The sequence below is a fragment of the Syntrophorhabdales bacterium genome, from assembly GCA_035541455.1.
In the GTDB taxonomy this organism is placed as follows: domain Bacteria; phylum Desulfobacterota; class Syntrophorhabdia; order Syntrophorhabdales; family WCHB1-27; genus JADGQN01.
Genome location: DATKNH010000112.1, coordinates 38,637 through 60,009, shown reverse-complemented (window position 1 = coordinate 60,009; position 21,373 = coordinate 38,637). Strand labels below are relative to the sequence as shown.

Genomic DNA, 21,373 nt, shown 5'->3' with positions numbered 1-21,373 from the left:
CTTTCAAGGTCGTCTTTGGAATAAAACTCGATGATCAGCTTTCCTTTATTTCTCGCGTAGGTGACCTGTACCTTTGTTTTTAGAGCATCCATCAAGGCTTCTTCAATATCACTATAAGGGCTTCTGCGAAGGGTTCCTGCCTTGCGGGCGCGTTCAACTTCGCGCACCGAAGCCCCTTCGCTCAGTATTTTCTTGACGTATTTTTTCTGCTCCGCCTCATTCTTGAGCGTGATGAGAACCCTCCCATGCCCTGAGGTGAGCTTTCCATCTGAGATCAGTCCCTTGACCCACTCCGGCAGTTTCAGCAGCCGTATAATGTTGGAGACAGAGCTTCTCTCAATGCCGATCTTTTTGGCGAGTGCCTCGTGCGTATAACCAAACTCATCGACGAAGCGGGTGTAAACGGTTGCCAGTTCTATGGGCGAGAGGTCTTCCCGCTGTATGTTCTCGATAAGGGCCATTTCGAGAGATTCTCTATCATCGACGTCCTTGACGATAACCGGGACCTCCGTGAGCCCGGCTATTCGACACGCCCTGAATCTACGCTCGCCTGCTATGATTTCGTAGCCGTTCTCCTTTTTTCTGACGAGGATCGGCTGCAGCAAACCTTTTTCTTTTATGGAGTTGGCGAGGTCCTCCAGGGGCTCTTGTCTGACAGTGAGGCGCGGCTGCCGAGGGTTGGCCTTAATCTGGGCCACGGGGACGAGAGTGGTCGTCCCTTTCTCCTCGATATCCTTCAGAATGGCAGATAAGCCCTTGCCAAGAGGATCTTTCTTACGCATCTAGTTTCTGCTTGATGAGATTTCGGCTGCAAGCTCCAAATAGCTTTCTGCGCCTTTGGAGTTTATATCATAGAGTACCACAGGTTTTCCATAGCTGGGCGCCTCACTCAATCTTACGTTCCGGGGAATCACGGTGTTAAAGACCTTGTTGCCCAGATGGCGTCTTGCTTCCTCCATTACTCGGAACGAGAGATTGTTCCTTTTGTCGAACATTGTCAGGAGCACACCCAGTATTTCCAGGTCAGGGTTCACGCGCTTCTTGATGATGGTGATCGTCTTGAGAAGAAGCACGAGACCTTCCAGGGCATAGTACTCGCACTGCAATGGTATGAGCACGTAGTCGGATGCGGCCAGGGCATTGACAGTGAGCAGCCCAAGGGAAGGCGGACAATCAATGATGATATGCGACTGCTGATCCTTCAATTCCGACAACGCACTTTTCAGGACCATTTCCCTGTCCTCGTGATCGAGAAGCTCAACCTCGACGCCGATGAGGTCCGGATGAGACGGCGCGAGAGAGAGGTTCGGAGCCTGTGTCTCAAGAACGATTTCCTTCATGCTCTTCTTGCCGATCAGCACATCGTAGATAGTTGATGAGAGTTTGCTATACGAGACGCCGACGCCGCTGGTTGCGTTACACTGAGGATCCATGTCGACGAGCAACGTCTTTTTCTCTGCAATGGCTATAGAGGCGGCGAGGTTGACGGCGGTTGTTGTTTTTCCCACGCCGCCTTTTTGGTTCGCAACGGCAATAATCTTTCGCATCGACCAAATACATTAGCACAAATGGCCCAAACTATAAAATTTTTTGTACCCTGTCAGTTTGAACCACCGGCCATCTTTCTGTAGACGAAGAGTTGGTACTCTTTAGGGTTCTCAGGGAGGCGGTAGTGTCGAGCAGTCTCCAGGTGAAAGCCGGGGAAGGCTCCGGCTCTTTCAGTGAGTCCTTTGAGAAGGTACGCCGCGCCTCCTTCGTTCAGGTGCTTTCCGCCTGTCTTGAGTATGAGGCTCGACGATCCAAACCCCTTGCTCAACAGAGCGTCCACGCAGAGTGGCTCCAGACTTTCGATACGTCCCTGGATGAGAGAAAGGTTGGGGAGTTTGAGACTCCTTTTGATGTGTCTCTGGAACTGAATCTTCCTGAGGGACTTATCAACGGAAAACATCTGCATTGTTTCATCGATGATCGCAAGGGTGAGCGCCAAAATCCCGTTTCCTGAGCCTATGTCGACGGCTACCCTGACGTCTTTGATCACGCTGGAGAGGAAAAAGGCGTCGTAAAGAAGCTCCCGGATCACCCACTCAACCGGCCGTTTCGCAGTGAGATTGACGCGTCTGTTCCAGCGATCCAGTTCCTGCATATAGATGGAGAGCTTCTCCACGGTGGATGGTGAGTGCACAATGCTGAAGAAACCCAGCCCTTGTTGTATCAATGTCTCTGAAGAATTGGTTTTCAATTGTCGCCCACCTTGCCGCTCGCCGCACTTCTTTGCGTTGCGTGCAGTCGCCAGCCTTTAAGTACATTAGCATAAGTAGCGCTCTTCTGTTATACTAAGCCTCATGCGTAAAACTGCAGTACTGCTTTTGGTTCTTGCGTGTCTTTTACCGCTCTCCTGCTCTAAAAAGACCGTAACAAAGAAAGTCGACAACCCGGGCGTGATTTACGTCGAGGGCGTGGAGTTGATGAAGAAGAAAAAATGGGATCAAGCCATAGCCAAGTTTGCGCAAATCAGAGAGAATTATCCTTTCGACCCCATGGCTGACGTGGCGGCAGTCAAGCTCGGCGACGTTTACTTCGAGCGAAAAGAGTATCTGATGGCATCCAGCGTGTACACCGATTTTCTCAACTCCCACCCTGACGACGAGAATGCTCCCTACGTGCTCTGGCGTCTGGGAGAGTCTTTTGACAAACTTTCCTTAACCATAGACAGAGACCAGACCTATACGCTCAAAGCCATTGAAAGGTTTACGTACCTTCAGAACAGATACCCTGAGACGCAATATGCCAAGGACGCGGCTGTGCCTTTGCAGCGAATGACCCAGAAACTCGCTGATCGGGAGTTGTACGTCGGAGAATTCTACTACAAGACCGGTAACTATAATGCTGCCGTGACCCGGCTGGAGTACTTCATTACCAAGTATCCGACAGCGAAGGGCATCGACCAGGCATACTTTATACTTTCAGCATCCTACAAGGAACTCGATGAGCCCCAGAGGGCCAACCTGTATCACGAGAGGCTGGTCAAAGAGTATCCTGACAGCCCGCTTCTTGCATCCAAAGGTAAGAAGGTGACTAAAACAAAGGTCACTGTGGCAGATGCAGCGTCTGGAAGCGGCACTGGAAAAAAATCGAAGCAGATAACGGTCCGATCCCCTACTGCAGCAGCAACGACAGGGGCCCAAAAAGACGCCGCCACAGGCAAGAGCGGCACGGCCCAGGCCACAACAAAGCCAGATCAGAAGACAGCACCCGCGACGGAACAGAAAGCAGAACGGAAACCGGAAGCGGCGCCCCCAGCAGATAAGAGCGGTACAGAGCCACTCCCGCGCCTGACCGAGGAGAAGAAACTGCGTCAGATAGAACTCTATCCTCCTGCCGAGGAAGCGGCTCCGGCTGAACCCCAGAAACTGGCGTCTGCTGACTCCGGGCAGGCCACAAAGGGTAAGGGGCTAACTGGAGAGCCGCCGGCACAGGGACAGGTCACATCGAATGGACAGGCAGGAAAGCCTGAAGGAAAGGGCGGCGCACTCGGTTTTTTCAATACGAAAAAGCCTGTGGATATTGTATCCGATTCGATGGAAGGGCTGGAGAAGGGAAAAATTATTATCTTCAAGGGAAACGTGTTGACCAAGCAGGATGATCTGCAGATTTTTTCAGATACGCTCACCGCGTACCTGAACGAAGAGAGCAACGAGGTGGAGAAAGCCGATGCGGAAGGCAATGTGAAGATCGTGAAGGGCGACAGAACGGCGACCTGCAGGCAGGCCTTGTTCGAAAATGCCAAGGGCGAGATAACATTGAAGGGCAACGTGGTTGTTTACTCGGGCGCTGACAGGCTCGCAGGAGAAACTGTGATCTATTACATCAATGAAGACCGCGTGACTGTGGAAGGGGAAAAGGATACGAAGGCCCGCGTCACCGTTCAGCCGAAGAAGTAGTCTTCAGAAATCCTATTTCAGCATCTTTTCTATACACAAGTGCCTGGCACGTCGCGACGAGACCTTCGCTGTCGTTGACCGTAATCTGATATGTTGCAGTTCTTCTTCCCCTGCTTACTTCTCTCGACTCTGCGCGCAGAAGGCTGTTCTTCAGCGCGGGCTTAATGTACGTCATGTTCATGTTCAGAGCCAGTGCCACAGTCCCATGGCTGTTTGACGAGATCTCGAAGGCTTCGTCGATCAATGAGAAGACAGCGCCACCGTGCGCTATGCCATGGATATTATCGAGAGCATCGGTGTAGTGCATCTCGCAGAGAGCGTAGCCTTCCTGCACATCCACGAGTTTTATACTGAGAAGCTTTGAATAAGGCTCCTGTGCGACCTTGTTGAAAAAGGCTTCGCGTTGCCAATCTTGCATATGATCAGCCGAGCACTTTCTTGAGGGAATTCTCAACGGTGCCCTTGGGAACGGCTCCCACAATTCGATCGACCACTTCCCCGTTCTGAAAGAGAAGCAGTGTTGGAATCCCCCTTATGCCGAACTTTGCCGGCGTCATGGGATTTGCGTCCACATTCATCTTCATTACCTTCACCTTGCCCTCATACTCTCCCGCCAAACCCTCCACAATGGGGCCCATCATCTGGCACGGTCCGCACCACGTGGCCCAGAAATCGACCAGGACAGGCATTGTAGATTCAGCCACTTCTTTTGCAAAATCTGCGTCATTCAGCACCAAGGCTTTCTCCATAATTACCTCCTTTTAGTATCCATTTCGCAATGCTTGTCATTTCAACGCCGTGCCTCGCGGTCGGCAGAGGCGGTATTCTTGATCGCTTCGCTGTGTGTCATGCCTCCCCGTTGAAAAGATACATGGCACACACGAGCCGCTGAGGATAGCTTCAGGACAACATGCTGTAGTGAATGGTCACGCCATTCAGGGTGCTACTTTCAGCTGAATCGGGTAGTCTTTCCGCATCCCAAAGAGACAGGTTCTGATGACTTCCGGTTGTCCAAGCTGCCGCATATCGGACACGCAGTTTTGCTTGCGTCAGAACTCTTTTCAAAGGTCTTGCCACACTTATTGCAGGTATACTTTTCCTCTGCCATTCTTTCTACCTCCGTAGTGTCTGCGCTGGTTGCTTATATAATATAAGAGGACCAATGAAGTATTACAACTGTCGTCCGGTGTCGCAGGAATCCTTCCTGCCGGGGGCAACTCAGGTTCCAATGCCCAGACGGGGGAGAATATACCGGTTGAGGAGGAACCACGCAATGACGATGAGTGGCAGGGCTATCAGTTCCAGCATGTCTCCAGTGTTACCAGATCACATCAATTTTTTGAGGACTGCGGGTCATGCCGACATATACATCCTCGTCGGACAACTCGTTGTAACCTATTTCCTTGCGCACCTGGCTACCGCCGCAATTGGGACAAAATATGTTCTTTGGATTCGGCAACAGAAAAAGGCAGCCGCATTGATCGCACAGATATTCATCGGGTATCTTCACCGTTTGCCCTCCTTTTTTCCCTGCATTCAGGATCATCCATACACATCCGGTTGATAATGCAGCGACTCCTGTGAGTGCAATAGTCAAGGGGATGCGGGCACGGCTGTATGGTGATGTCTACTTCCTGATTATATCTTTCGCATGTGAGCTGTGTCATGAACAGGAGTAAACCTTCACTCGTACGCTAACATAGTACATCGATGCACCGGTAATGTCAACAATCCTGTAAGTACCCGTCACATAGAGTTCACGGAAAAGAATTCCTGAAGAACCACTTGGAAGTTCTTTTCGATTGTCTTCTTTCCCTTGACAACTTCTCCGTGTCCGGGCACGAGGTATTCAATATCCAGCTTCGAGAGTCGTGCGATACTCTCCGCCAACGTGCGTATATCTCCTCCCGGCAGGTCGGTGCGTCCCACACCCATATAGAAGAGAGTATCCCCGGAAAAGAGCACCTTACGATCCTGCCAGTACAAGCATAGTGATCCCGGTGAATGGCCGGGAGTATGGAGTACCTGAAAGCGTTTGGTCCCCAGCGTGAGGGAGCCCTCTGTCAGGAGAAGGTTGAACGGCGCTTTTGGTACCTGACACCCGGTCATCATAAACAGGTCTTTTCCTTCGTGTTTGAGGTATTCGTATTCCCTCCGACTGATAGCGATTATTACTTCCGGATCAAAGCGTCCCGCTGCTTCCAGGTGGTCCGGATGGCCGTGCGTACATATGACGAGTTTGCTCGATTCAAGAGCGATGCCGTCCCGCACAGCCCCCTGAATCACATGGCTAAAGAGGTGCGTGTGGCCAGGGTCGATCAGCGTTGGCACCTCACCATCTATGAAAATAGTATTCGCGTTGTTCTCCTGGGCCGAGACCCAGGGGTAGACGTACAGATCTTCAATGAGTTTCATAGTCTCTGCTCGATCCTGTAACTGTCGGGATTGATATCTATTCTTTCAGTTGTCTCCCTGCGGGCATGGCCGTCAAAGAACTCCAGGCTCACGGCGGGTGACGTATTTCTGCTGTAGAAAGCTACAATGGAAATGATCTTCCGTAGCGTGGCCCGCTCCGGGGAACCTTTGAACATTGCCGTCGGGCCTTTGAAAAGGACTGGATAGGCCAGTGTAAACGGAGGACTCCAGAATGACGTCAGCCATTTGTTTTCATCGCTGTTACGCCCCAGGACCAGTTTCATCCCGTCGATTCTGAAATGGCGGCCGATCCTCAGAAGGGCAATGTCCTTCATGGAAAAGGGCACATCCCGGGCCATCAGCTCTGACAACTTCTGCGAGTAGACGGGGTCTGTAAGCAAACAGCCGCCTGCAGGGGCTCCGAAGGCGCGAAGTGCGTGCTTCTCAGCCAGGCGGTACTGCTCCTTTCGCGACCTCCCCGAGATGGAAAGGAGTTGTTCGCGGTTTATCAGTCCTTCCTCTTCGGCCTTTGTGGAGGGAAAGAGCCTTGCCGAAAGGGGTCTCAGGATATACCCTGAAAGGCCGCTTTCCTTCTCGATCATCATTATGGTCCGTCTCATCTGCGACATGGGTCTCTGGCCAAGGACTTCACCGGTGATGACGAAGCTGGCTCCTTCCGCCTGCATAATCCTGGATGCCTCTCGCAGCATGAATACCTTGCAATCTATGCATGGATTCATGTTTTTTCCGTAGCCATGGGCCGGCTTTTTTACGATCTCCAGGAACTCGGCACCCTTATCCTGTATGATCAATGGAATGCCGAGATCCTGAGCAGTCTTCACTGCCATTCCTCCTCTATCGCCGCTGATGCTGTTGCATAGCAGCGACGTAAAGTGGAGCCCCACAACCTCCACGCCTTGATCGAGCACAAGTTTCGTCGCGAGGGCGCTGTCCAGCCCGCCTGACATGAGTGATATCGCTCTTATGGGCATAAATGAGATAAGCTCTTATAGTGCACTATACTACTTCTTTTTTACCCGCCCCTTCAAGCCATCTGCGTGCTTTGGCGGAGCACCTGTTCCCGGTCAAAGCACAAGCTCGATTAGTGGCCAGCGATTTAGATATTGGAATTTTTCCGGAATACACATATAATGTACTTGGTTTGGTAAAAAGATTCTTATACTTCGTTTACGAGAGACTTCTTTCCCGAGAAATCAAGCAAGGTCCTATACCAACCCACCTCGGCCTCATTCTCGATGGCAATCGACGCTACGCGCGCGAAATGGGCTTTGACGATCTTGCAGACGGACACCGCGAGGGAGCCCGCAGATTGGACGCGGTACTGCAGTGGTGCGGCGAGCTGGACGTCAAAATAATCACGATATGGGTGCTTTCGCCTGACAATATTCAGAGAAGCACGGAAGAGGTTGAGGGGCTCTTCAGCGTGATAAAGGAAAAGATGGAGGAGCTTTCCAATAATCCGGTAGTGAGGCGTTACGGTTACAGGATAACGACCGTCGGGAATCTCGACACGTTGCCGGACAGCGTCAGGGCAGCCATACGGAAATCGGAAGAATCCACAAGGGACCATGGAGAAAGGATACTCAATATTGCAATCGCCTATGGCGGCAGAGAGGAGATCGTGGAAGCCGTGCGCAAGAGTATACTGGAAAAGAAGGAAGGCTCTGTAGCAGATCTTGCCGCATCGCTGACCGCAGAAGATATTGCCAGCCATCTTTACACATGCGGCATTCCTGATCCGGACCTGATCATCAGAACCAGTGGAGAGGTTCGCCTTTCCGGTTTTCTCCTGTGGCAAAGCGCATACAGTGAGTTCTATTTTTGCGATGCGCTTTGGCCTGCCTTCCGTAAGATAGACTTTTTTAGGGCTATCCGTAGTTACCAGGAACGTACCAGGAGATTCGGTAGATGAGCGTGCCGGAGGAAGCCGTCGTCTACCTCAGGCAGACAGAACTCCTGTCGGGCCTTGATGACGTGACCCTAACGACAATCGCCGCAAGACTGAAAAAAGGCGCGTATCCTGCCGGCGCTGTCATCGTCAAGGAAGGAGAGCCTGGCGACGCCCTCTTTCTCATCATAAGTGGTCTTGTCGAAGTAAAGAAAAGAGAACCGTCTATCGGGGCTGATCTGACCCTGGCGAAAATAGGTAAGGGCGCCTGTTTCGGAGAAATGTCGCTTTTGAGCGGCAAACCAAGGAGCGCGACCGTGGTTGCTGCTGAGCCCACGGAAGTTTACCTGCTGGGGGGTAAAGACTTTGAATCGCTGCTCCTCGCAAGTCCTTCGATGTCCCTGTCACTCAACAGGATGTTTGCGGGTCGTATAGAGGAGATGAACCTCAATAAAGGATTGAACGTTGTTTCTCCGACCAGGCTCAGTCTGGACAGGGAGATCGTTGGGTTAATGCCTGAGCAGTTCCTTCTTAGGCACAGGGTGCTCCCTTTGGGCTATTCGGCGGGGACCCTGACTCTTGCCATGGTGAACCCCGCGGATATCCTTGTCCTCGATGAAGTCAGAAAATTTGTAAAGCACGTGCCCATCGAGCCTGTTCTCATGACAGCCGAAGATTTCAGTTTCTTTATGAAGGATGGCTATCGGAAAGTGATGGAAGGAGGGGGCAGCAGTAAAGCCTCCGGCATTGGTATTTCTACAGATGGGACTGAAGCCGGGAGGCTTGATTCAGTCAAGGATATTCATTCCCCGGATAAGAGCGAAGAAGTTTCTACCATGGTGGACTTGGAAAAAGAAGCGGCAGGCGCCCCGATTGTGAGGCTCTCCAGCAACATCATCGCCCGTGCTCTCAAGAAAGGTGCGAGCGATATACATTTGGAGCCAGTAGAAGAAGGTTTGAGGGTCCGTTTCCGTGTTGATGGGTTGCTGAGTGAAGAAGAGGTGCTTCCCAAGAAGTTTCAAATGCCGCTTACCAGCCGGTTCAAGATTATCTCGGGCATCGACATCACTGAACGGCGTTTTCCCCAGGATGGAAGGATCAGTATGCGCCTGCAAGAGAGAATGGTCGATTTTCGGGTCTCGACGATTCCCACGAAGCATGGCGAGAAGATCGTAGTGAGAATACTGACCAAGGAGAGTATTCTCGGACTCGACCGGTTGATTACAGACGGGCGCACTCTCGAGCTGGTGCGGGAAATGATAAGAAAGCCCTACGGTATTATCTATGTTACCGGTCCCACCGGCTCCGGGAAAACCACCACGCTCTACAGCGCGCTTTCTGAACTGCACAGGCCGGAAGTGAATATACTCACTGCAGAAGACCCCATCGAATATGAGCTTGCCGGTGCGGCTCAGGTTCAGATTCATACCGATATCGGGCTTGATTTTGCGAGAGTGTTGCGCTCTTTCCTCAGACAAGACCCGGACATTATTCTTGTAGGGGAGACCAGGGATAAAGAGAGCGCGGCAATTGCTGTTCAGGCAGCACTTACAGGCCATCTCGTCTTCACCACGCTCCATACGAATGATGCTTCATCAACCTTTATACGGCTGATGGAAATGGATATCCAACCGCTTCTGATATCCACATCCCTGATAGGAGTTGTGGCGCAGAGACTGGTGAGAAGAGTCTGTCCTGAATGCAGAGAAGAGTATATCCCTGATGGAACCGTAGCCCAGTACCTGGGCCTTTCACGAGGTGTGCCTGTGTTCAGAGGGCGCGGATGTCCTCATTGTAACATGACTGGCTACCGGGGGCGGGTAGGCATATTTGAGGTCCTGCGAGCAAGTGAGGAGATCAAACATCTCATAGCCCAGGGAACAAGCACTGAGGAGATCAGGAGAGCTGCGATAGCAGGGGGAATGCGCACCCTCAAGGACTACAGCGCTACGCTCCTCCGCGATGGTTTAACCTCCGTCGATGAGGTCTTAAGAACGGTGGTTCTGGACTCGTGAGACGGAAGATCGTGAAATCCCCCTATCTTTCTGCAGCGCTGCGCGTGCTCCTCGGCGTTCTTATTCTCTTGCTTGTCGCTTTGCTCTTCTACACGTACTATTCTGGTGCATGGAGAGATACGCTTCTCTTCTACAGGTATTTCTTTAACCTGAGAAGGCTGAAAACTTTTGTCGCATCTTACGGACCTTACGCATGGATCGTCTATATCTTCATCCAATGCATGCAGGTCGTCATTGCACCCATACCGGGAGAGGTGACCGGTTTTGTCGGAGGGTTGCTCTTTGGCGTTTGGGAAGGAACGCTGCTCTCCACAATAGGATTGACCATCGGTTCGTTGATTGCATTTACGATAGGCCGCCTCCTTGGCGCCGGGTTCGTTCACAAAATCGTGAAGAAGGAGTACATCGACAGGTTCGATAACTTCGTCGCCCACAAGGGACTCTACATAGCCTGGCTGCTCTTTATCCTGCCCGGCTTTCCGAAAGATTCTCTTTGCTACATTTTAGGCCTGACCAGGATGCGCTACATCGACTTAATTCTGCTTAACGTACTCGGGAGGCTCCCGGGGACACTGATGCTGGTGCTTCAAGGAAGCGCCGTTAGGAGGGGTCACTACCAGGAGTTCTCCATGTATCTTGTCGGCAGTGCAATGCTCGTGTCTGTACTTTACATATTCAGGAACCAGTTGATCCATTTTCTGGGCTGTTTTCTGCCCTTGTTAGGAAAGAAACGAGAGAACAAATAGCGCAGAAACGCTTACTCACGCGCGTGTCTGACAGAGATACTGCGAAATAAACGGAAATTCTAGGATACGCCCTCTGGTCGAAGGGTCAGTTCCACTTCCAAAGGGTCGTCTGTCACAGAGGAAGGCAGGGGAGGCAGAGGGTCAACCATGCGTAAGACACGTACCACTGATTCGTCATAAACCCTGTTTCCCGAACGTTTGTCAATAGTGATGTCGACAATCCGTCCATCTCGTCTGATTTTGATGGTGGCATTTACCTCAAGGTTCTTCTGCTGGGATGATATGAAAGGGATATGCCAGGAAGTCTCTATCTTTTCCCTCACGCCTACAAGATAACGCGCCAGTGCAGGATCTATGAGGCGTCCTCCGGCTCCGCCACTGCCGGAGAACTCCGAGGTGCCGGGCGTGCCTTTGGCGCTCGCTACGCTTGTATTCCCGGTACGCCGCTTCATCTCACGGATTCTATCTTCAACATTTTTTAAATCGTCCTTCGCCGTGTTTTGCGGTTTTTCCTTCTCAGATTTTTTTGGTGCAAGGCTTCGGACGTCCTTTTCTCTTGTGGGCGTGGGGCGCGTCTTCTTTTGGGCTGTCTGTTGAGGCTTGGCTATCTCAGGCTTTTGTGACGGGATGGCCTTGCCCTTTTCCTCCCCTGCGCTGCCCAGGCCAGGTCCAATATCACCCACCAGATTCACGGAATAGTACGATTTAGAGGCGTCGAACTTCCTGAAGGCTTTTTTGACAGGGAAACTCAGTGCCGCAAGAACTACGAGATGCAGAGCGGCTGAGATCATGAGCATTTTGTGCCAGTTCTCTTCCCTCATTTCTCGTCTATATTTTTTGTCACGATATTTATTTTATCCACGCCTGCCTCGCGGATGAGCGCCATGCAGCTGACCACAAATCCGTAAGGAACCCTACTGTCCGCGCGGAGGAATATTTCTTTGTCGGGCTTATTGGTGAAGAGCAGCTGGATGGCGGCCTTTAGATCACTTGCCTCCAGTCTTTTTTCATTCAGGATCACCGTTTTGTCCTTGGTGATGGTGAGCACCTGAACATCCTCTTTTGACGGGAGCGGTTTAGTGGTGACTTTAGGCAGATCGATCGACATCCCGTGCTGCATCATAGGCGCGGCTATCATGAAAATGATCAGAAGCACGAGCATGATGTCAACAAGGGGGACCACGTTAATCTCTGAAAGCGGTCCTCTTTGTCGTCCGGCGGGTGTCATCGGGTAATGAGGTTCAAAATATGCCCGGAGGCATTTTCCAACTTCGAGGAGATGCCTTTCAATCTCGCGAGCAGGTAGTTATATCCAAGAACTGCGGGTATGGCAGTGGCAAGCCCGAGGGCTGTAGTAATCAACGCTTCACTGATTCCGGGTGCAACCACCACCAGACTGGTGGAGCCCCTGAGTCCTATCTCTCTGAACGAGTCCATGATGCCCCACACCGTGCCGAATAGCCCTATGAACGGGGCAGCGTTCGCCGTGGTGGCCAGGAACGACAGGCGAGACTCCAGCCTCTCCATTTCTTCGGTCGTGGTAATTCTGAGCACATTCTCGACAGCAGGCACGATTTCCGGTCGCATCTCCAGACTTTCCTTTTGCCGCACGGCCGTTTCTTTGTACGTAGCAATCAGCAGGCGGTAGAAGGGACTTTCAGGGTTCTCCCGGTAGGCATTTGCCAGACGCTTAAAGGAATCACTCTCTTTTATTATTTTGAGGAACCGATCTCCATCCCGGTCAATCCTCGAGAATTGTTTCCATTTCAAGAAAATGACAGCCCAAGAGACGAGGGAAAAGCAGAAGAGGATGAAAACAACGGTCTTCGCAACGGCACCCGCCGAGTAGAGAAGAGCGAGCAACCCACCGGTGTAGGCATTAAAATCGGATAGCCCCATACGTAAAATTATAATACAATCAAAAGGCCTGCGTTGTAAAGTAAAAACCCCCTGGGTGGGGCCCAGGGGGAAAAGGGGAGTAATTATGAGAAGTTACAGTGTTATAGTATCTGTCGTTTTTTCGTTGCCCTTACTTGGCGGCGCTTATTCGTCAAAAAAGCAACAGATTGTGAATTTCATCGCATCAACTATTGTATACAATATACCTCCCCCCGCCGTTTGTCAACAAAAATCTTTACCGTCTTGAAATTTTTTTAACGATTGAAGCAGGGAGTGTGCCGCCACCTAAATTTCCAGTTCCAGTCCGTCAAAACCCAGGAGCAGGGGCGCCGGCAATATGCCTTTGAAGTCCTCCCACTCGGGGTACAGATGGGACAGGATAACCCGCTTTGGTTTTGCCTCTTGCACAATCCTCCCCAGTATATTCAGATTCAGATGACCACGGACATTCTTATTGGGGAAAGAACATTCGCTGACGAGGAGGTCCGCACGCGATGCGAGAATAACAATTTTTTTCGAGTATCCGGTGTCGCCCGTGAAGACAATGCTTTTCCCGCCCTTTCTCCTCTCTTTGATCCGCAAGGCTATGCTCTCCGGGTTATGGTTGCTGCTCGCCGTCGAAACTGAAATTTCTCCGAGACGCCAGGTGCCGGTCGGCAAGGACTTGAGTTCGAGATCGTATCCAACCGGTGAAAGCCACCGGTATACGTGAACGAACCTCTGATAAAAGTCCTCCAACCCCTCTCCGCCCAAAATCACGAGCGGCTTCTTTCTTGTCGTGTCCCCGTAATTGGAGGCAAACAAGAAAGTGGCAAGGTCAACTGAATGATCGGGATGGAAATGAGTCAGCGCGATTATGTCAACATCGTTGGTGGTGTACCCGTACTCCAGCAGCCGTCGCACCACAGAAGGACCCACGTCGACAAGTACTACACGTCCTGTAGTGGAGAGAAGATAGGAGGAGGAGACGCGCTGCAATGAGGGCGTTGCTGTCCCTGTTCCCAGGATCTTTAGTTTCATGCAGTTAGGTTCTGGCAGTCATCAGCCCATCAGTCCCTGGCAAAAAAACATGTCATGTCTTGGCTGATTGCTAATCGCCTATGGCCTTTTGCCTGGCAAGATACCATTCCACCGTCTGTGCAAGACCCTCGTGAAGCTGGAAGGCTGGAATGAAGCCCAATTTCTGTTGTGCACTGGCAATGTTGAGGGTACTTACCTTGATGTCTCCTTCTCGTGCGTCCGCGGTTTTTGGATGGTCGTACACCTCAGATAAATCAATGTCTTTTACGCGCAAGGCCTTGAGAATCCCTTCGTAAAGTTGTCTGGTGGTTGTGCCCCTTGCGGTTCCGATATTGTACGTCCCCGGTTTGCTGGTGCTTGCCGCTAAAAGGTTTGCCGACGCTATGTCCTTTACAAAGCAGTAATCCCGCACCATGCCCTCGGGTTCATCGGGAAAATGGTTCAGGATCGGCAGCCTCTTCTCCAGGAGAGCTTCCGTGAAGATAGCCACTACGCCCGCCTCACCATGCGGTATTTGGCGCGGTCCGTAGACATTGCTGTACCTGAGGATGACTGGAAACAGGTTATGCTGCTTCTGGTAAAAGCGAATATAGTGTTCACAACTTAATTTCGAGATGGCGTACGGCGAAGATGGCTGCGGCACGTACTCCTCAGGCGTCGGCACTACCGTTGCCTCTCCGTATATTGCCCCACCTGTAGAGGCAAAAATGAATCTCTTGACGCTGTGCTTCTTGGAAAGCTCCAGGAGTCTCAAGGTTCCCTTGATATTTACCTCAGCATCGGCAAGGGGATCCTTTACCGATAAAGGAACAGATATCTGAGCTGCATGATGAATGACGATCTCCGGGCTTTCATCGTGGATTACATCCTCAAGTTCCGGCATGCAGATATCCACCCGATAAAAACGTGCCTGTGGATTCTTGTTGGCGAGGATTCCCGACGACAGATTGTCTACAATGACCACCTCATGCCCTGCACCCACGAAAGCGTCTGCCACGTGAGACCCTATAAAGCCGCACCCGCCCGTCACCAGTGTCCTCATTGGTTTCTCCTAGGGCTTCTGTTATCCCTGATAGCATTTATACTACAGAATTCCGGCGTTACAAAAGGGAAAAAGATCGCGTACTGCCACTTTCCTATTGACAACAATGGCTTAATATCTTATACAAAACCATACAGGCGGTGTAGCTCAGTTGGTTAGAGCATGCGGCTCATATCCGCAGTGTCCGGGGTTCGACTCCCTGCACCGCCATTGTGCAGAGTGTATTAAAGTATAGAAGCTCCTGACTGGAGGTGGTTCCTATGACCAAGATTGATCTGATTACGAAGGTAGCAGGTGAAACAGAAATCAAGAAGGCGGTGGTTGAGAAGGTACTCAATGCTATAACCGACGCCATCGCTCAAGCCCTTAAGGATGGTGACAAGATTGCGCTGACCGGATTTGGCACCTTCCAGTGTTCCAAGAGGGCGGCGCGAACAGGAAGGAACCCAAAGACAGGAAAAGAGATCAACATCAGCGCGTGCACAGTCCCGAAATTCAAACCCGGCAATAAACTCAAGGAGGCGGTACAATAAGCGTGCCGAAGAGGAAGATACAGCGAGTCCCTCTTCTCATACTGCTCGCCTCAAGTGTTATCTCGTTGCTGGTAGTGAGCTCGGGGGTCAGCCACGGTCAGGCCAGAAAGCCGCCGAAGCAGACCCCTGCCCCTAAAGTCAGCCCGCCCCGTGAGGCAGCGATAAACGATACGACTATTCAGGCGGTATTCAAGAGTGGGGAAGAACTGTTCAAGCAGGGAAAGACAGATGAGGCCCTGAGGACATTTCTGGCCATTTATCGCTACTCCAAGGACATGATCACGTTCCTGGAGATAGTTCGTCCTAATTATGAAAAACTCCTTGATCAAAATCCCTCATTGAGCCAGGAGGAAAAGGAAGATCTCTACATGAAGCAGAAGCGTGTGCGGGATCTGACTTCGAAGTACTCTTCTCTGCAGGTCGAATCCGCCTATTACGTTGGTGCCGCGTATGCAAAACGCGGGGACGCGGAACAGGCGAGGAGATATCTCCTCGAAGTCTGCCAGTCTGCGCCGTTCTCTCTCAATCCAAAATCCGCATGGACCAAGTCCAAAAATTTACTCCTCGCCCTGTTTCAGCTTGAGGGCGAATTCTAAGTGGACAAAGCAACAGTCGTAGTTGAAGACGTCTTGACGTCCCTCGAGATGCGTGACGCTGTGCGCCAGGTTTACACCGAGGCAACGGATTCTCCTTGGGACGAAAAGGTGCTGGTAAAGAGAAAGAAGGAATATCTGGATGTGAAGATTTTCGTCTGGAACGAGAACATGTATCTTTATGGGCGCATATATCGCCTGCTCCTGTACATACATGACATGTTGGATCCTTCTTTCGATTATGATTCCAGAAGGGCTCCGAAAGAAGATGAGACAGGCACTCGAGAGCTCTACTCACAAATCTGGGGGACCTACGTTGATAGCAGACTCGAGAGAGTACACATACCCAACTTCTATGATCGGCTACTGAGAAGAAACATGATGATGGAGGCGATGAAGGAATTTGGATGGGAGCAGTCACTTATCTTCTTCGACGCTCTTTGGGCGGAAGAATCGCTGACGCATGCTCAAATCGTAGAATACGCGCGCGACCCGGCTGCCCGTCTATCGGGAAAAGCCCCGGAGACGGACGCTCTCGAAATAAAGATAGGCTCATTCCTGAAAAATCACTCCGTCAAGAAACATCTGGAGAAACTTACGTCGGAACCTGTCAGGCGCATGGCGGAGGAAATCCTGAATTTTACCCTGTACCACTGCAGAGACGTGATGGTCACCTCGCTCTACTTTGGCATACGTTTTACTTACAAGGAGACGATTTTTGCAGAGATGGTGGTCGAGAGCGGTACCCTGTTGCTCATAACGCTCCACAATCCGCGCTCCCCCCACTCAACTACACTGGAAGTGACAGAAGCGACCGATCTACAATCGGTGCAGAATAGCATAAAAGAAGTCTTCTTCTTGTATTTTCTGGACCTTCAGTCAGCATGACCGCCAACCAGGCGATCTTAAGAAATCTCTTCCATTTTTCGGGCGTAGCGATTCCCATTACCTATGCTTTATGCGGCAGGGATGTTGCGCTGGCCCTCACCCTGGTTTCTTCTTGCGCGGTAGCTTTCCTGGAATTCCTGAGGATCACGGGCCGCCTTCACATAGCAAGAATTGGAAAGTTTCTCAAAGAGAAGGAGCTCAAAAAGCCCACCGGCAGCCTCTTTTACTTGATTGCTGCGTTTATCTCCATTCTTCTTTTTGTAAAATGGGTTGCGATCTGTTCGCTGCTTATCCTTTGCATTTCCGATCCCTTGTCTTCCTTTATTGGCCGGAATATGGGGCGCCATCCTTTCTCTGGGAAATCTATCGAGGGAACAGCTGCATTTTTCTGTTCGGCACTGATCATTGTCGCCCTTTTTTCGCACGCTGCTTTTGCGGCGATTGCTGTAGCGACCGTCACCACGCTCACCGAGTTGTTCACACCTGCCTTTCTGGATGATAATTTGACAATACCGATTGTAGCTGGGCTGACGCTTGCGCTCCTCGGAGCATAGAGAGCAGGAAAATGCGGTCAGGCTCTCCGCAATCTTTTGAGAGCGAGGCCGAAAGAATACTCGTAAAGGTGCAGTCCTTTACTTACTGCGGTGATGGAGCCGTCTTCCAGCCCGGTTTCGTGGCACATGTATTCTTTCAGAAGTTGTATGGCTGCAAGGTTGGAAGGAAATCCCGCCCAAAGATCCCAGCTTCTAAAATAGAGAATGAAATGGAGCTTATTATCCATGACACGGGTGTCAATGAGGCGCAGGCACGGCGGATCCTCCAATAAGATATCTTGCGGCATGCCGACTTCCATAACCGCCTGGTTTGTACCGAGCTTGTTTTCCTTGTAAATCCTTATAACCTCCTGCAGCGGATTGACGCCCAGCGTGAGTTCTCTGCCCTCTATGCGTATCTTGGGGTTTGTCAATCGCTCGCCGTAGGTGTAAAGTTCGTTCTGTTTCTTGCTGTCCGTCATGAGATACTGGAGGTAATCCTCTACGTATTCCATGCTCGTAGGGGTGGGTATCCCGAGCTCGACGGGTATATCGGGGATCAGCGGCCTTGTGCCGGGATATTTGATGTGTACCATGATTATGTCAAACTCTCTCCTGGTGCACCCCTCAAAAGATCCTCGATCAACGCAGTATTCGTGAATGCCGTCGTCATCAAATATCCGGTAGACGCATTGGAACCAAGCATCCGGAATGTCTCGGGCATCGATGTAAACAGGCAGCATACAACCTCCACTTTGGTACAGGGAACGTAAGCAGTAAGCAGTTAAACCGGAAGAGATTCTACTTACTCTTCACTCCAGGCGCAGTTGAAATAACTATACTAAAAATAGTATCCTTAGGCAACTTTCGTAGCGAAGATGGAGAGACCGTGATCGTAAAACAGATGGAAGTGGGAAGAATGGCTGTATTTGCCTATCTGGTGGGTTGCGAGAAGACCAAAGAGGCTCTCGTGATAGATCCTGCGGGTGACGAAGATAGAATTCTACACGAAGCCAACAAGAACGGGCTCAAGATAAAATACATCGTCAACACTCATTTTCATGTAGATCACATGCTTGGCAACAAACGCATGCAGGATTTGACCAAGGCGACAATCGTGATTCATGAGAAAGAAGCACATGCCCTGACTCACCAATCTCCGCAAATGTTGCAGATGTTTGGGGCCGAGGCGTCCCCCCCCGCGGGCAAGACCGTAAAAGACGGGGACGTGTTAAGCGTTGGCGAGGTAAGCCTTGCAGTCCTTCACACGCCGGGTCATTCACCCGGCGCTATCTGCCTGTATGGCCACGGGCTCGTTTTCACGGGCGACACCTTGTTCGTAGGAGGTGTTGGGAGAACCGATCTGGACGGCGGCTCCTGGCAGGTGCTTGTTTCCTCCATACGCAATAAGCTCTTCACACTGCCCGACTCGACGGTGGTGCTTCCCGGCCACAATTATGGCAGCTCGCCCAAAAGTACGATAGGCATGGAAAAGGCCACCAATCCGTATGTCGGCTCTCGTTCGTAGTCTTTTCATACCAGCAGTGTTGCTGGTTATGATTTTTCTTTCTTCCTGCCAGACACCCAAGAGTATTGAGCCCGTCGCTGCCCCGAAGAGGGAACCGAAAGTGGCTCTTGTGCTTGGGGGAGGCTCTGCCAAAGGCTTTGCGCATGTTGGCGTGATCAGGGTACTGGAACAGGAAAAGATTCCGGTGAACATGATAGTGGGTACAAGCGTGGGTAGTCTTATCGGCAGCATCTACGCGTCGAATCCCGACGGTTTCCAATTGGAATGGCTCGCCTTCAAGATAGAGAAGAGTGACATACTCGATTTCTCTATCGTCTATTCAAAAATGGGTCCGGTACAGGGAGCGAAGCTTGAAAGCTTTGTCGAGCGTAATGTAGCGGCAAAAAGAATAGAGGATACAAAGATACCCTTCTTCCCTGTTGCAACAGACTTGAATACCGGGGAGACGGTCACCCTCGAGAAAGGATCTATGGCAAGGGCGGTTCATGCCTCCTGCGCGATTCCAGGTATTTTTGCGCCGGTTACGTTCGACAAGAGAATGCTTGTTGATGGCGGTGTTACTGACAACGTAGCCTGTGATATCGCGCGCAAGAAAGGTGCAGACATCATTATCGGCGTCAGTCTCCAGAAGGACGTCAAAAATTATCAGATCGATTCAGCCATAGATGTCATCGCCCAGTCGATAAACATTATGGCAAGAGAAGCGAGCAGATCTAAGCTGGAGTGCGCTGATGTGATCATCGAGCCTGACCTGCACGGCGTTCCACTCTTTGATTTCAGCCAGAAGAAGCTGATGATGGAAGAGGGCATCAAGGCCACCGGGAAGGCTGTGCCGAAGATTCAGTCGCTACTCGCAAAATACCGCTGATGCCAAGTTGCATTCATTCATACAGCTTCGTTGCCTGCGTCGGCACGACTCCGAGCTACTAGTAGTACGCCTCCGTCGCTATCCTCCTGGTCGCCTCGCTCTATTTTTGAATGCAACTTGGCATCACGTAAGCATGGGTTTCCGGCGAATTCGGTCTTCGCCGCCGCCCGGGGTACCCGGCCGAAGGCTGGGTCGTCCAGCTTGAACTCGAAAAGATCTTCAGGCACTCTCTGGCGGAGTTGTTTTTGAGACGACAGCGTCGATCTCACCCTTGTACAATTTTATCTGTACTTTATCCTTTGGGAGGAGTTGACTGCTCTCTTTGATTACTTCCTTGGTAGCTTTATTGACGGTGATGCTGTATCCCCTTTTCAGAATACTTTCGGGATTCAGATCATCGAGACGCTGGGCTGTGCCGTTGAGTCTTGTCCTCTTCTGATCGAGAATTGCAGCCACAGACCTCACGAGCGCGCTGGAAAGCTCATCCACGTATATCCTGTGTTTAGTGAAGAGATCCTTTCTTTCTCTAAGCTCCGCAAAGGATTGGTACAAGAGTAGCCTATTCTTTTCAAGTCGTTTTCTGATACAGCTTTCCAGCTTCTGCTCGCAGGCAAGCAGCGACGCCAGGAGCTCTTGTTTGTTCCGCACGACCATTTCCGCGGCTGCGGTCGGCGTCGGCGCTCTCAGGTCGGCAACAAAATCGGCTATCGTAAAATCGATCTCGTGACCGACTGCTGATATGACAGGTATTTCTGACGCGTGGATGGCACGTGCTACGCACTCTTCATTGAAGCATGCGAGGTCTTCAAGAGAGCCTCCTCCTCTGCCCACGATAATCACGTCTACTTCCTTATGCTCGTTAAAGCATCGTATTCCTTCTGCGATCTCCAGGCCGGCCCCATCTCCCTGCACCCGGACCGGATAGATGAGCACCGTCATATTCTCATACTTCTGCGATATGACCTTGAGCATATCCCGTATCGCCGCTCCCGCAGGAGAGGTAACGATGCCTATCTTAAACGGCAGCAGGGGGAGGGGACGCTTGCGGGATTCGTCAAAGAGACCTTCCTTAAAGAGCTTTTCCTTGAGTATCTGAAACTGAAGCTGAAGGAGGCCCAGCCCTCTCACCTCGAGTTCGTCGACAAGAAGCCTGTACTCTCCCCTTTTTTCGTAAACGTCGATTCTTCCGCTGCAGATCACTGCCGCGCCGTCTTTGATGAACCCCTCAGGGTATTTGCCCTGAAAGTTGAACATGATTGCCCTGAGCGAAGAAGATTCGTCTTTCAGCGTAAAATAGAGGTGGCCGGAAGGATAGAGCTTGAAATTAGATATTTCTCCCTCAACAAGTATGCCTCTGAACTGCTTATGCAGAGACTCCCTGATGCGGGAAGTGAGCTGAGAGACGGTATAAAGATGGATGGGCCATGCGCCGGCCTGTTGCAA

Annotated in this window: 25 protein-coding genes and 1 tRNA gene; 11 read left to right on the top strand and 15 right to left on the bottom strand. The window is 51.2% G+C overall.

Annotated elements, in window-relative coordinates; genetic code table 11:
* From VMT71_11705 to VMT71_11695, 3 genes are all read right to left on the bottom strand, one after another.
* A partial coding sequence (locus VMT71_11705) for a ParB/RepB/Spo0J family partition protein (GenBank protein HVN24628.1) occupies window positions 1-782 on the bottom strand: 782 nt, incomplete at its 3' end.
* A complete protein-coding gene (locus tag VMT71_11700) occupies window positions 783-1,547 on the bottom strand; it encodes an AAA family ATPase (protein HVN24627.1) in 765 nt (254 codons plus the stop codon).
* 53 nt (window positions 1,548-1,600) lie between these two features.
* Window positions 1,601-2,239, bottom strand: coding sequence for an RsmG family class I SAM-dependent methyltransferase (locus tag VMT71_11695; protein HVN24626.1), 639 nt, complete (start codon window positions 2,237-2,239; stop codon window positions 1,601-1,603).
* Between the two features lie 103 nt (window positions 2,240-2,342).
* Here VMT71_11695 and lptA point away from each other — a divergent pair, with 103 nt between their 5' ends.
* Window positions 2,343-3,941 (top strand): lipopolysaccharide transport periplasmic protein LptA, encoded by a 1,599-nt coding sequence (gene lptA / locus VMT71_11690; protein ID HVN24625.1) that lies wholly within the window; start codon window positions 2,343-2,345, stop codon window positions 3,939-3,941.
* On the opposite strand, the gene VMT71_11685 is transcribed toward lptA, so the two are convergent.
* The 5 genes from VMT71_11685 to VMT71_11665 form a co-directional block, all read right to left on the bottom strand.
* Window positions 3,919-4,359 (bottom strand): PaaI family thioesterase, encoded by a 441-nt coding sequence (locus VMT71_11685; GenBank protein ID HVN24624.1) that lies wholly within the window; start codon window positions 4,357-4,359, stop codon window positions 3,919-3,921. The genes lptA and VMT71_11685 overlap by 23 nt on opposite strands.
* 4 nt (window positions 4,360-4,363) lie before the next feature.
* Window positions 4,364-4,690 carry a thioredoxin gene (gene trxA, locus VMT71_11680; protein HVN24623.1) on the bottom strand — a complete coding sequence of 109 codons (327 nt, stop codon included), beginning with the start codon at window positions 4,688-4,690 and terminating at the stop codon, window positions 4,364-4,366.
* Between the two features lie 569 nt (window positions 4,691-5,259).
* Window positions 5,260-5,451: a hypothetical protein gene (locus VMT71_11675; protein HVN24622.1), complete on the bottom strand. Its 192-nt coding sequence runs from the start codon at window positions 5,449-5,451 to the stop codon at window positions 5,260-5,262.
* Between the two features lie 236 nt (window positions 5,452-5,687).
* Entirely contained in the window at window positions 5,688-6,356 is a 669-nt protein-coding gene (locus VMT71_11670; GenBank protein ID HVN24621.1) for an MBL fold metallo-hydrolase, read from the bottom strand.
* Complete coding sequence (locus VMT71_11665; protein ID HVN24620.1) at window positions 6,353-7,348, bottom strand: hypothetical protein; 996 nt, start codon at window positions 7,346-7,348, stop codon at window positions 6,353-6,355. Before VMT71_11665 ends, VMT71_11670 begins: the two co-directional genes overlap by 4 nt.
* Before the next feature lie 170 nt (window positions 7,349-7,518).
* On the opposite strand from VMT71_11665, the gene uppS reads away from it, so the two are divergent.
* The 3 genes from uppS to VMT71_11650 are packed head-to-tail and all read left to right on the top strand — an operon-like array spanning window position 7,519 to window position 11,026.
* Entirely contained in the window at window positions 7,519-8,289 is a 771-nt protein-coding gene (uppS, locus tag VMT71_11660) for a polyprenyl diphosphate synthase (GenBank protein ID HVN24619.1), read from the top strand.
* Window positions 8,286-10,280: an ATPase, T2SS/T4P/T4SS family gene (locus VMT71_11655; protein ID HVN24618.1), complete on the top strand. Its 1,995-nt coding sequence runs from the start codon at window positions 8,286-8,288 to the stop codon at window positions 10,278-10,280. Before uppS ends, VMT71_11655 begins: the two co-directional genes overlap by 4 nt.
* On the top strand, window positions 10,277-11,026 hold the full coding sequence (locus VMT71_11650; protein ID HVN24617.1) for a TVP38/TMEM64 family protein: 750 nt from the start codon (window positions 10,277-10,279) through the stop codon (window positions 11,024-11,026). The genes VMT71_11655 and VMT71_11650 overlap by 4 nt, the downstream gene beginning before the upstream one ends.
* Window positions 11,027-11,085: 59 nt before the next feature.
* Here the strand turns inward: VMT71_11650 and VMT71_11645 are convergent, their stop codons facing one another.
* The 5 genes from VMT71_11645 to VMT71_11625 all read right to left on the bottom strand — a co-directional run bounded on the left by VMT71_11645 (window position 11,086) and on the right by VMT71_11625 (window position 14,987).
* A complete protein-coding gene (locus VMT71_11645; GenBank protein HVN24616.1) occupies window positions 11,086-11,847 on the bottom strand; it encodes a cell envelope integrity protein TolA in 762 nt (253 codons plus the stop codon).
* Entirely contained in the window at window positions 11,844-12,254 is a 411-nt protein-coding gene (locus tag VMT71_11640; protein HVN24615.1) for a biopolymer transporter ExbD, read from the bottom strand. The genes VMT71_11645 and VMT71_11640 overlap by 4 nt, the downstream gene beginning before the upstream one ends.
* On the bottom strand, window positions 12,251-12,925 hold the full coding sequence (locus VMT71_11635; protein HVN24614.1) for a MotA/TolQ/ExbB proton channel family protein: 675 nt from the start codon (window positions 12,923-12,925) through the stop codon (window positions 12,251-12,253). Before VMT71_11635 ends, VMT71_11640 begins: the two co-directional genes overlap by 4 nt.
* A gap of 285 nt (window positions 12,926-13,210) precedes the next feature.
* Window positions 13,211-13,945, bottom strand: a complete 735-nt coding sequence (locus tag VMT71_11630) for a ribonuclease Z (GenBank protein HVN24613.1) — start codon at window positions 13,943-13,945, stop codon at window positions 13,211-13,213.
* A 70-nt stretch (window positions 13,946-14,015) separates the two neighbouring features.
* A complete protein-coding gene (locus VMT71_11625; protein ID HVN24612.1) occupies window positions 14,016-14,987 on the bottom strand; it encodes an NAD-dependent epimerase/dehydratase family protein in 972 nt (323 codons plus the stop codon).
* A 136-nt stretch (window positions 14,988-15,123) separates the two neighbouring features.
* On the opposite strand from VMT71_11625, the gene VMT71_11620 reads away from it, so the two are divergent.
* The 5 genes from VMT71_11620 to VMT71_11600 all read left to right on the top strand — a co-directional run bounded on the left by VMT71_11620 (window position 15,124) and on the right by VMT71_11600 (window position 17,555).
* Window positions 15,124-15,197: transfer RNA gene (locus tag VMT71_11620), tRNA-Met, on the top strand.
* Window positions 15,198-15,247: 50 nt separating this feature from the next.
* Window positions 15,248-15,520, top strand: a complete 273-nt coding sequence (locus VMT71_11615) for an HU family DNA-binding protein (GenBank protein HVN24611.1) — start codon at window positions 15,248-15,250, stop codon at window positions 15,518-15,520.
* Window positions 15,521-15,522: 2 nt separating this feature from the next.
* A complete protein-coding gene (locus tag VMT71_11610) occupies window positions 15,523-16,116 on the top strand; it encodes a hypothetical protein (protein ID HVN24610.1) in 594 nt (197 codons plus the stop codon).
* Window positions 16,117-17,001 carry a hypothetical protein gene (locus VMT71_11605; protein ID HVN24609.1) on the top strand — a complete coding sequence of 295 codons (885 nt, stop codon included), beginning with the start codon at window positions 16,117-16,119 and terminating at the stop codon, window positions 16,999-17,001.
* The gene (locus VMT71_11600) at window positions 16,998-17,555 is read left to right on the top strand and encodes a hypothetical protein (protein ID HVN24608.1); all 558 of its coding nucleotides are present in this window, start codon (window positions 16,998-17,000) and stop codon (window positions 17,553-17,555) included. Before VMT71_11605 ends, VMT71_11600 begins: the two co-directional genes overlap by 4 nt.
* 17 nt (window positions 17,556-17,572) lie before the next feature.
* On the opposite strand, the gene VMT71_11595 is transcribed toward VMT71_11600, so the two are convergent.
* Window positions 17,573-18,277, bottom strand: coding sequence for a thymidylate synthase (locus tag VMT71_11595; GenBank protein ID HVN24607.1), 705 nt, complete (start codon window positions 18,275-18,277; stop codon window positions 17,573-17,575).
* Between the two features lie 146 nt (window positions 18,278-18,423).
* On the opposite strand from VMT71_11595, the gene VMT71_11590 reads away from it, so the two are divergent.
* Window positions 18,424-19,062 carry an MBL fold metallo-hydrolase gene (locus tag VMT71_11590; GenBank protein HVN24606.1) on the top strand — a complete coding sequence of 213 codons (639 nt, stop codon included), beginning with the start codon at window positions 18,424-18,426 and terminating at the stop codon, window positions 19,060-19,062.
* 28 nt (window positions 19,063-19,090) lie between these two features.
* Window positions 19,091-19,930, top strand: a complete 840-nt coding sequence (locus tag VMT71_11585; GenBank protein HVN24605.1) for a patatin-like phospholipase family protein — start codon at window positions 19,091-19,093, stop codon at window positions 19,928-19,930.
* 219 nt (window positions 19,931-20,149) lie between these two features.
* On the opposite strand, the gene xseA is transcribed toward VMT71_11585, so the two are convergent.
* Window positions 20,150-21,373, bottom strand: a complete 1,224-nt coding sequence (xseA, locus tag VMT71_11580) for an exodeoxyribonuclease VII large subunit (GenBank protein HVN24604.1) — start codon at window positions 21,371-21,373, stop codon at window positions 20,150-20,152.

Bases quoted from the DNA above. Each gene is read 5' to 3' on its own strand.
- VMT71_11700 (HVN24627.1), bottom strand. From the start codon at position 1,547: ATGCGAAAGATTATTGCCGTTGCGAACCAAAAAGGCGGCGTGGGAAAA.
- lptA (HVN24625.1), top strand. From the start codon at position 2,343: ATGCGTAAAACTGCAGTACTGCTTTTGGTTCTTGCGTGTCTTTTACCG.
- VMT71_11685 (HVN24624.1), bottom strand. From the start codon at position 4,359: ATGCAAGATTGGCAACGCGAAGCCTTTTTCAACAAGGTCGCACAGGAG.
- trxA (HVN24623.1), bottom strand. From the start codon at position 4,690: ATGGAGAAAGCCTTGGTGCTGAATGACGCAGATTTTGCAAAAGAAGTG.
- VMT71_11670 (HVN24621.1), bottom strand. From the start codon at position 6,356: ATGAAACTCATTGAAGATCTGTACGTCTACCCCTGGGTCTCGGCCCAG.
- VMT71_11665 (HVN24620.1), bottom strand. From the start codon at position 7,348: ATGCCCATAAGAGCGATATCACTCATGTCAGGCGGGCTGGACAGCGCC.
- VMT71_11655 (HVN24618.1), top strand. From the start codon at position 8,286: ATGAGCGTGCCGGAGGAAGCCGTCGTCTACCTCAGGCAGACAGAACTC.
- VMT71_11645 (HVN24616.1), bottom strand. From the start codon at position 11,847: ATGAGGGAAGAGAACTGGCACAAAATGCTCATGATCTCAGCCGCTCTG.
- VMT71_11640 (HVN24615.1), bottom strand. From the start codon at position 12,254: ATGACACCCGCCGGACGACAAAGAGGACCGCTTTCAGAGATTAACGTG.
- VMT71_11635 (HVN24614.1), bottom strand. From the start codon at position 12,925: ATGGGGCTATCCGATTTTAATGCCTACACCGGTGGGTTGCTCGCTCTT.
- VMT71_11630 (HVN24613.1), bottom strand. From the start codon at position 13,945: ATGAAACTAAAGATCCTGGGAACAGGGACAGCAACGCCCTCATTGCAG.
- VMT71_11625 (HVN24612.1), bottom strand. From the start codon at position 14,987: ATGAGGACACTGGTGACGGGCGGGTGCGGCTTTATAGGGTCTCACGTG.
- VMT71_11615 (HVN24611.1), top strand. From the start codon at position 15,248: ATGACCAAGATTGATCTGATTACGAAGGTAGCAGGTGAAACAGAAATC.
- VMT71_11600 (HVN24608.1), top strand. From the start codon at position 16,998: ATGACCGCCAACCAGGCGATCTTAAGAAATCTCTTCCATTTTTCGGGC.
- VMT71_11595 (HVN24607.1), bottom strand. From the start codon at position 18,277: ATGCTGCCTGTTTACATCGATGCCCGAGACATTCCGGATGCTTGGTTC.
- VMT71_11585 (HVN24605.1), top strand. From the start codon at position 19,091: ATGATTTTTCTTTCTTCCTGCCAGACACCCAAGAGTATTGAGCCCGTC.